This is a genomic window from Streptomyces sp. NPDC031340, from assembly GCF_055569945.1.
In genome coordinates this window covers 1-8,205 of sequence record NZ_JBVIIE010000111.1, presented here as the reverse complement: position 1 = coordinate 8,205, position 8,205 = coordinate 1, and the positions used below count along the sequence as shown (strand labels likewise).

The window sequence follows — 8,205 nt, the reverse complement described above, 5'->3', positions numbered from 1 at the left end:
CTCCGCAGCCCGCCGGACATCCCACGCCCGCACCGGCAACGGCCGCAGCGCACCCGACTCGAACAGCCCGACCAGCTCCCGCAGCATCTCCCCGATCCGCTCCGGCCCCGCCTCCATCAGGTCGAAGGCCCGGTAGGCCACGCCCGGGTGGTCGCGGGCGATCTGCTCGGGGTCGCGGATGTCGGTCTTGCCCATTTCGACGAACCGGCCGCCGCGCGGCAGCAGCCGCAGCGAGGCGTCGACCAGCTCACCGGCCAGGCAGTCCAGCACGACGTCCATGCCCCTGCCACCGGTCGCGGCCTTGAAGCGCTCCTCGAAGGAGGTCGACCGCGAGGAGCCGTAGTGGGCGGCCTCCAGGCGCGCCTCCCAACGCAGCACGTCCCACTTGCCCTCGCTCGCCGTGCCGAACACCTCGGCGCCCAGGCGCCGGGCCAGCTGTACGGCGGCCATGCCGACGCCGCCGGCCGCGGAGTGCACCAGGACCCGCTCGCCACGCCGGAGGCCGGCGAGGTCCACCAGGGCGTAGTACGCGGTCAGGAACACGGCGGGCACCGAGGCGGCCTGCTCGAACGACCAGCCTCGCGGAACGCGCACCACCATCCGGGCGTCGGCGACGGCGACCGCGGCGAAGGAGTGCGGCATCATGCCCATCACCCGGTCCCCTACGGCGAGGTCCGTCACCCCGGGACCGACCTCGGTGACGACGCCCGCGGCCTCGCTGCCGAGCACGATCGTGTCGGGGTACATGCCGAGTGCCATCAGCACATCGCGGAAGTTCAGGCCGGCCGCGCGGACGGCGATCCGCACCTGCCCCTCGGTGAGGGGTGCGGCCGCTTCGGGGAACGGCACCGGGGCCAGGCTCTCCAAGGTGCCGTCACCGGGTGTGTCGAGCCGCCAGGGAACGTCCTCGGGCAGGGTGAGCAGGGCACTGCCGGTGCGGCGCGTCAGGCGCGGGGCGAGGAGTTCACCGTCGCGCACGGCGACCTGCTCCTCGCCGGTGGCCACGGCCGGGATGACCGGCGTGTCCTCGTCGACGGCACCGGGGTCCGTGTCGACGTCGACGAGGACGAGCCGCCCCGGGTTCTCGGCCTGCGCGGACCGCACCAGTCCCCAGACCCCGGCGTGGACGAGGTCCGAGACGTCCTCGCCCCGGCGGACGGCGATCGCGCCGTGCGTGACGATCACGAGCCGGGCCCCGTCGAACGCCGGCTCGGCCAGCCACCGCTGCACCTGCGTGAGCAGTCGTGCCGTTTCCTCGTGCACCCGGTCGGCGGTCACCACGGAACTGCGCGGCGGTACCGGGAGCAGCACGGTGTCCGGCACCGGCGTGCCGTCGGCGACGGCAACGGCCAGCGCGTCCAGGTCGGCGTAGACCGTCGCGGCGGCCTCGTCGTCGGAGTGCGGAGTGCCCAGGACGGCCCAGGACCGCGGCGGTTCGTGGTCGGCGGTGAGGGGCGTCCAGGCGACGCGGAACAGGCTGTCGTTGTCCGCCGCCCGGGCACGCTCCAGCTGCTCGACGGAGACCGGCAGCAGGCTGAGCGCCTCGATCGCGGCCACCGGCAGCCCGGCGGCGTCGGCCACGTCCACGCGTACGGTGTCGCTGCCCACCGGCCGCAGCCGCACCCGGAGCGCCGTGGCACCCTCGGCATACAGGCGGACTCCGCTCCAGGAGAACGGCAGCCGCAGCGCGGCGTCCTCGCCGCCCGGTACGTCGAGCAGCATCCCGTGCAGCGCCGCGTCGAGCAGCGCCGGGTGCAGCCCGAACTCACCGGCTTCGGCACGGTGGCCGTCGTCCGCCACGACTTCGGCGAGGATCTCGTCCCCCAGCCGCCAGGCGGCACGCAGGCCGCGGAAGGCGGGCCCGTACGCGTAACCGGTGCCGGCCAGCCCCACGTAGAACCCGGCCAGGTCCACCGGCTGCGCACCCGGCGGCGGCCAGGCGCCGTCCTCGGCGGCGGGCGCGGGCCCGCCCGGCGCGAGGGAACCGCTGGCATGCCGCGTCCACGGCACGTCGGCGGCGCCCTCGGCCCGCGCGTGCACCGCGACGGACCGCACACCCGACTCCTGCGGCGCGCCGACCTCGACCTGGAGCTGCAACGCCCCCCGTTCGGGCAGTGCGAGCGGTGCCTCCAGCGTCAGCTCCTCGACGACACCGCAGCCCGCCTCCTCGCCCGCCCGCAGGGCCAGCTCCACGAACGCGGTCCCCGGCAGCAGCACCGTCCCGGCCACCGCGTGGTCCGCCAGCCACGGGTGGCTGTCCACCGCCAGCCGACCGGTGAGGACGAGCCGGTCGTCGGCCAGGTGCACCGCGGCACCGAGCAGCGGGTGCCCGGCCGTGGCGAGACCGAGCCCTGCGGCGTCGACGGCGGGACGGGCCGGCTCGAGCCAGTAGCGCTGGTGCTGGAAGGGGTAGGTGGGCAGGTCGACATGCCGGGTACCGGTGGCCGGGAAGAGACGGTCCCATTCCACGGGCAGACCCCGCGTCCACGCCTCCGCCAACGCCGTCACGAACGCCTCCGGCTCCGCACGGCCCTTGCGCAGCACCGGCGTCAGCAGACCGTCGAAGTCATCGTCCAGATTCTCCCGCGCCATCGCCGCCAGCACGCCCTGCGGACCCAGCTCGAGGAAATGCGTCACGCCCTGCCCGGCCAGATGACGGACCCCGTCACCGAAACGCACCGCCGCCCGCACATGCTCCACCCAATACTCAGCCGAAAACTCCTCCACCCGCTCCCCGGTCACATTCGACACCACCCCCACGGACGGAACCCGATACGTCAGCGACCCGGCCACCTCACGAAACGCCTCCAACATCGGCTCCACCAAAGGGGAATGGAACGCGTGCGACACCCGCAACCGCCTGCACTTACGGCCCCGCGACGCCAGCTCCTCCGCGACCCGCAACACCTCCGCCTCCACCCCGGAGACCACCACCGACTCCGGACCGTTCACCGCCGCCACATCCACCCCCGCCGTGAGCAGGGCCCGCACCTCCTCCTCGGTGGCGCGCACGGAGACCATCGCACCACCCTCCGGCAGCCCACCCATCAGCCGCCCCCGCGCCTCCACCAGACGGCACGCATCCGCCAGATCCAACACCCCCGCCACATACGCGGCAGCGATCTCCCCCACCGAATGCCCCGCCACAAAATCCGCACGAACCCCGAAGGACTCCACCAGCCGGAACAACGCCACCTCCACCGCGAACAACGCCGGCTGCGTCACCTCCGTCCGATCCACACCCCCACCACCACCGAACACGACCTCCTTCAACGGCACACCGAAACACCCGCACACCTCATCGAACACCGCCGCGAACACCGGCTGCGCCCCATACAACTCCCGCCCCATCCCCGCCCGCTGCGCACCCTGCCCCGAGAACAACAACGCCACCCGACCCGCACGCACCACACCCTCAACCACACCCGCCACCGGCACACCCCCAGCCAGCGCCTCCAACCCAGCCTCGAACCCCCCGGCATCCGACGCCAGCACCACCGCCCGACGCTCCAGCGCAGCCCTCGACCGCACCAAAGCAGCCCCCACATCCACCGGCGAAACCCCCGCCAGCGCCCGCAGCCCCTCCGCCCGCGCACGCAACGCCGCCTCCGAACGCCCCGACACCACCCACGGCACCAAGCCACCCGCAACCGGCGCCGCCACCACAGCAGGAGACTCCTCCGGGACCGCCTCCACAATCACATGCGCGTTCGTCCCACTGATCCCGAACGACGACACACCCGCCCGCCGCGGACGCCCCACCCCCGGCCACGGCACCGCCTCCCGCAGCAACTCCACCCCACCCGCCGACCAGTCCACATGCGACGACGGCTCCTCCACATGCAACGTCCGCGGCAACACACCCCGCCGCATCGCCATCACCATCTTGATCACACCCGCCACACCCGCCGCGGCCTGGGCGTGGCCGATGTTGGACTTCAGGGAGCCCAGCCACAGCGGGCGGTCCTCCGGCCGGTCCTGGCCGTAAGTCGAGATCACAGCTTGTGCCTCGATCGGATCGCCGAGGGTGGTGCCGGTGCCGTGCGCCTCGACCGCGTCCACGTCGGCGGGGCCGAGGCGGGCGTTGGCCAGGGCCTGCCGGATCACCCGCTGCTGGGAAGGCCCGTTGGGGGACGTCAGGCCGTTGGAGGCGCCGTCCTGGTTGATCGCGGTGCCGCGGATCACGGCCAGCACCCGGTGACCGTTGCGGCGGGCGTCCGAGAGGCGCTCCAGGAGCAGCACACCCACGCCCTCCGACCAGCCGGTGCCGTCCGCGGCGGCGGAGAAGGACTTGCAGCGGCCGTCCGCGGCCATGCCGCGCTGGCGGCTGAACTCGATGAAGACACTGGGCGTCGCCATGACGGCGACACCGCCAGCCAGGGCCATCCCGCACTCGCCGGAGCGCAGGGACTGGGCGGCCATGTGGATGGCGACCAGCGAGGAGGAGCAGGCGGTGTCGACGGTGACGGCCGGGCCCTCCAGGCCGAAGGTGTAGGCGACGCGGCCGGAGACGACGCTGCCCTGGGTGCCGGTGAGTCCGTAGCCCTCGACGCGCTCGGGGTGTTCCTCGACGCGGAACGCGTAGTCGTGGTGCATGGCGCCGGCGAAGATGCCGGTGCGGCTGCCCCGCACGCTGTCGAGGTCGATCCCGGCGCGCTCGAACACCTCCCAGGACGCCTCCAGCAGGAGCCGCTGCTGCGGGTCCATGGCGAGCGCCTCGCGCGGTGAGATGCCGAACAGTTCGGCGTCGAAGTCGCCCGCGTCGTAGAGGAATCCGCCTTCGCGGGCGTAGCTGGTGCGGAGGCGTTCGGGATCGCTGTCGAAGAGGGTTTCGAGGTCCCAGCCGCGGTCGGTGGGGAACTCGGAGATGGCGTCACGGCCTTCGTGCACGAGGTCCCACAGGTCCTCCGGCGAGGTGACGCCGCCGGGGTATCGGCAGGCCATGCCGACGACGGCGATGGGCTCGTCGGCGCCGGTGTGCGCCAGGACGGGTTCGACCGCCGCGGCCGCGGTCCCCTCGGCATGGCCGTCGGGGACGAGTTCGGTGAGCAGGAACCGGGCCGCCGCGGCCACCGTCGGGTGGTCGAAGACCAGGGTGGCGGGGAGTCGTACGCCGGTGGCGGCGCCGAGCTGGTTGCGCAGTTCGACGGCGGTGAGCGAGTCGAAGCCGAGTTCCTTGAACGCCTTGTCGGGGCGGATCGCGCCGGGATCGGCGTGTCCGAGGACGGTGGCCACGGCCGTGCGCACGATGTCGAGCAGTTCGTGCTCGCGTTCGGCGGGGGCGAGGGCGGCGAGGCGCCGGGTGAGGGTGTCCGCGCCGATGTCGGAACCGGTCTGCACGGTGCGCCGCGCCGGAGCGCGTACCAGTGACCGGAACAGGCCGGGCAGCAGTCCGGAGGCGGCCCGGCCACGCAGGGTGGCGAGGTCCAGGCGGGCCGGTACGAACAGGGCGTGGCCGGGGGTGCGCAGGGCGGCGTCCATGAGGGCGAGCCCGTGGTCGTCGGCGAGGGGGAGGATGCCGGCGCGGGCCATCCAGCCGAGGTCGCCGTCGCCGAGGTGGGCCAGCATGCCGCTGGACTGCTCCCACAGTCCCCAGGCGAGCGAGGTGGCGGGAAGTCCCTCGGCGGTCCTGCGGTGGGCGAGGGCGTCGAGGAAGGCGTTGGCGGCAGCGTAGTTGCCCTGCCCCGGATTGCCGAACACACCCGCGACGGAGGAGAAGAGCACGAAGGCGTCCAGGTCGGCGTCGCGGGTCAGCTCGTGCAGATGCCACGCCGCGTCCGTCTTCGGCCGCATCACCGCATCCAGCCGCTCCGCCGTCAGCGACCCCACCAGACCGTCGTCCAGCACACCCGCACAGTGCACGACACCGCGCAACGGGCCAGGCAAGGACGCCAGCAACGCCGCCACCGCATCCCGGTCCGCCACATCACACGCCATGACCTCCACCGACTCCGCACCCAACCCACGCAGATCCGCGACGAGTTCAGCCGCACCCGGCGCCCCCGGCCCCCGCCGACTCGTCAGCACCAGCCGCTTCACACCGTGCTCACCGGCCAGATGCCGCGCCACCAACGCACCCAGCGCCCCGGTCCCACCCGTGACCAGAACCGTCCCGTCCGGGCGCCACACGGGTTCACTCGTGCCGACGGGGGCGGTGGAACGCACCAGGCGCGGCGTGAGCAGCGTCCCGCCGCGTACGGCGACCTGGGACTCCCCCGTCGCGAGGGCCACGGCCAGGTCGTCAACGCGGTCGTCCCGCGGGTCGAGGTCGACGACGACGAAGCGGTCCTGGTTCTCGGCCTGCGCGGAACGGATCAGCCCACAGATCGGCGCGTGGACGAGGTCGGTGAGGTCCTCCCCCTCGCGGACGGAGACGGCGCCGCGTGTGACGACGGCCAGCCGGGACAGCGCGAACCGCTCGTCGGCGAGCCAGTCGCGGACCAGGGCGAGCAGGTCGGCGGTGGCCTGCCGGGCGGTCTCCGCCGACACGGTCTCGCTCGCGACCGGTTCAAGAGTGACGACGACGGTCGACGGCACGGCGAGCCCGCCGTCCAGGGCGGCCCGCAGTGCGCCGAGGTCGGCGAAGTCCGGGCCGCCGAGCTGTACTTGGTCGTCGGTGTTCGGGGCGGGCCGGGTCGGCAGGGGAGTCCACGCGACGACGTGCAGACCGTCCCGCTGCGAGCCGTGCGATCGGCCGGCGGCGACCGGCCGCAGGACGAGCGAGTCGGCGTGCGCCACGACCCGGCCCTGACCGTCGGCCGCGGTCAGGGCCACCGTGTCCGTGCCGAGCGAGGTCATGCGGATGCGCAGCGCGGTGGCACCGGTGGCGTGCAGGGACACCCCGCTCCACACGAACGGCAGTCGTACGCCCGGCTCCTCGCCGTTGGCCGCGCGCAGCAGTTGCTCGGCGTGCAACGCGGCGTCTAGCAGCGCCGGGTGGAGGCCGAACGCGCCGGCCTGGGAAGCCTGTTCGGGCGCGAGGGCTACTTCTGCCCATACGGTCGTGCCCTGCTGCCAGGCGGACTTCAGGCCCTGGAAGGCGGGCCCGTAGGCGTAGCCGACGGCCGCTGCGGAGTCGTAGAACCCGTCCAGGTCCACGGGCTCGGCGCCCGGCGGCGGCCACTGTGTCAGCTCCGCCCCCGCACCGGCCGCACCGCGCGCGAGGGACCCTGTCGCATGCCGCGTCCACGGTGCGTCGGCGTCGTCCGCGGGGCGGGCGTACAGGCTCACGGTGCGGCGCCCGGAGCCGTCCGGGGCGGCCACGACGGTCTGCACCTGCACCGCGCCGCGCTCGGGCAGCACCAGAGGCGTTTCGAGGGTGAGCTCCTCGAGGTGGTCGCAGCCCGCCTCGTCCCCTGCGCGCACGGCGAGTTCGAGGAAGGCGGTCCCGGGCAGCAGCACGGCACCGTCGGCCCCGTGGTCGGCGAGCCACGGGTGGCTCCGCAGCGACAGCCGCCCGGTCAGCACGTACTGGTCTCCCTCGGCGACCCGGACCACAGCTCCGAGCAGTGGGTGCCCCGCCTCGCCGAGTCCGGCGGACGCCACGTCGGCGGCTGCGGAGTCCGGGGTGTCGAGCCAGTGACGCTGCCGCTGGAAGGGGTAGGTAGGCAGTTCGGTGGCCACGTCGGCGCCGTCGGCTTCGTTGAGGACGGTCCAGTCGACGGGGATGCCGCGGCTCCACGCGGCGCCGAGCGAGGCGTACAAACGCGCCAGGCCGCCTTCGTCGCGGCGCAGCGTGCCCGTCGTACACACCTCCACACCCACGTCCTGAGCCGTCTCCTCCACCCCGTACATCAACACCGGATGAGCACTGCACTCCACGAACGCCCGATGCCCCTCACCCAGCAGCCGCCGCACGACGGGTTCGAAGGACACCGGCCGTCGGCAGTTCTCGTACCAGTACTCCGCCGTCAGCTCGGCCCCCTGAAGCACCTCCCCCCTCACCGTCGAATACAGCGGCACACTCCCCGCCCGCGGACGCACGAACGACAGCAACTCCACGATCCGCCCACGCAGCCGGTCCACCTGCGCACAGTGCGAAGCGACCGTCGAGCCGATCACCTTCGCCCGCACACCCTCCGCCTCCAGCCCGGCCACCAACTCCTCAAGAGCCGGCACTTCGCCCGCCACCGTCACCGAACCCGGACCGTTCACCCCCGCCACCGACAGCACCCCGCCGAACCGCTCCAGACGCGCCTCGACCTC

Annotated in this window: 1 protein-coding gene; it reads right to left on the bottom strand. The window is 73.5% G+C overall.

The window, feature by feature from the left end; genetic code table 11:
* A partial coding sequence (locus ACZ5GT_RS40435) for an SDR family NAD(P)-dependent oxidoreductase (RefSeq protein ID WP_469036866.1) occupies positions 1-8,205 on the bottom strand: 8,205 nt, incomplete at both ends.